This is a genomic window from Nocardiopsis salina YIM 90010 (genome assembly GCF_000341025.1).
Taxonomy (GTDB): Bacteria; Actinomycetota; Actinomycetes; order Streptosporangiales; family Streptosporangiaceae; genus Nocardiopsis; species Nocardiopsis salina.
Window position 1 is genome coordinate 1 of the sequence record NZ_ANBF01000261.1, and the last position, 1271, is coordinate 1271.

Consider the following 1271-nt stretch of genomic DNA (forward strand, 5'->3'; position numbering starts at 1 on the left):
GTCCCAAAGGCCACAGAACCCTTACCCATTACGGACTCGGAACCCTCGATTGGCCTGAATTGCGGGCGCCCTGTTCACCGCAGGAAATGGTCTTGTGGGTAACTCCACGGCGATGGTTTTGCGGGGTACTGATCTTTGAGGTGGGTCTTGACTGATCCGGGTACCTGTCGTGCCATAAGGCATGGAGTCCCCGGAAACCCTCACACCCTTGAAGAACTCCACGAGCGTCGGATGCTCGCCGCCGCCCTAAGCCCAGATCGCCCGCCTGCTCGGTGTCTCCCGCCAGGCCGTCCACCAGTGGCACAAGGCCTGGAGCGACCGCGGCATCCAAGCACTGGCCCCGGGCCGGCAGGGAGCTGACACCCTGCTGGAGGCCGAGCAGGAACGCGAGCTGATCACCCTGATCGAGCAGGGCCCGGGCCTGCACGGCTGGCCGGACCAGCAGTGGACCCTGGCCCGGATCAACCGCCTGATGAAGGAGCGCTTCGGACGCTGCTACGCCGACCCCTCCGGCGTCTGGCGGATGCTGGACCGTCTCGGGCTGTCCTGGCAGGTGCCCGCGGTGCGGGCCACCCAGAGGGATGAGGAGGTCATCGCGGCTTGGCGCACCCAGGTGTGGCCGCGAGTCAAAAGAGGAAGCTCTCCGGTACGGGGCGTGGATCGTCTTCGCTGATGAGACCGGTGCGAGTACCGGTCCTGGCGTGCGGCGCACCTGGGGCCGGCGTGGCCAGAGCCCGCTGATCGCCCTCTCGCGCAGCCACCGCCGGCGCCTCAACGCCCACGGGTGGCTGTGCGTCAACCCCGCTGACGGGCGGGTGCGCCTGGTCTACGGGGCCCAGCACGAGGCCATCACCCAGCACGATCTGCCCGATCTGGTCTCCAGGGTCCATGCCGGGTTGGGGGGCGCCGGTGGTGCTGGTGTGGGACCACCATTGCTCGCACACCGCCCGGTGGGTGAGCCGGGAGTTGGCCGACCGGGCGTGGCTGAGCGTGGTGCACCTGCCCAAGTACGCCCCGGATCTGAACCCGGTCGAGACACTGTGGGCGCATCTGAAGGCGCGTCTGGCGAACCAGGCCTTTCGCAGCGTGGGGGAGTTGGAGAAGGTGCTGCGGTCCCATCTGCGCTCGGTCCAGCAACAGCCGAGATTGCTGCGGGGATTCATCCGATCAGTCGGATTGGACCCCTGTCCCATTCCGTCAAACACCTAATCAAAAATCAGTATTCTGGAACGGGAGAAAGTACGGCCACGCTCCGCCCGCCACACAGATAG

General features: G+C 66.6%; 2 protein-coding genes. Both read left to right on the forward strand.

Annotation, left to right across the window (positions count from 1 at the left end):
- Window positions 1-256 precede the first annotated feature (256 nt).
- A complete protein-coding gene (locus D474_RS34175; protein WP_338045305.1) occupies window positions 257-673 on the forward strand; it encodes a winged helix-turn-helix domain-containing protein in 417 nt (138 codons plus the stop codon).
- 215 nt (window positions 674-888) lie between these two features.
- Window positions 889-1209 carry a transposase gene (locus D474_RS33780; RefSeq protein ID WP_017616599.1) on the forward strand — a complete coding sequence of 107 codons (321 nt, stop codon included), beginning with the start codon at window positions 889-891 and terminating at the stop codon, window positions 1207-1209.
- Window positions 1210-1271 lie beyond the last annotated feature (62 nt).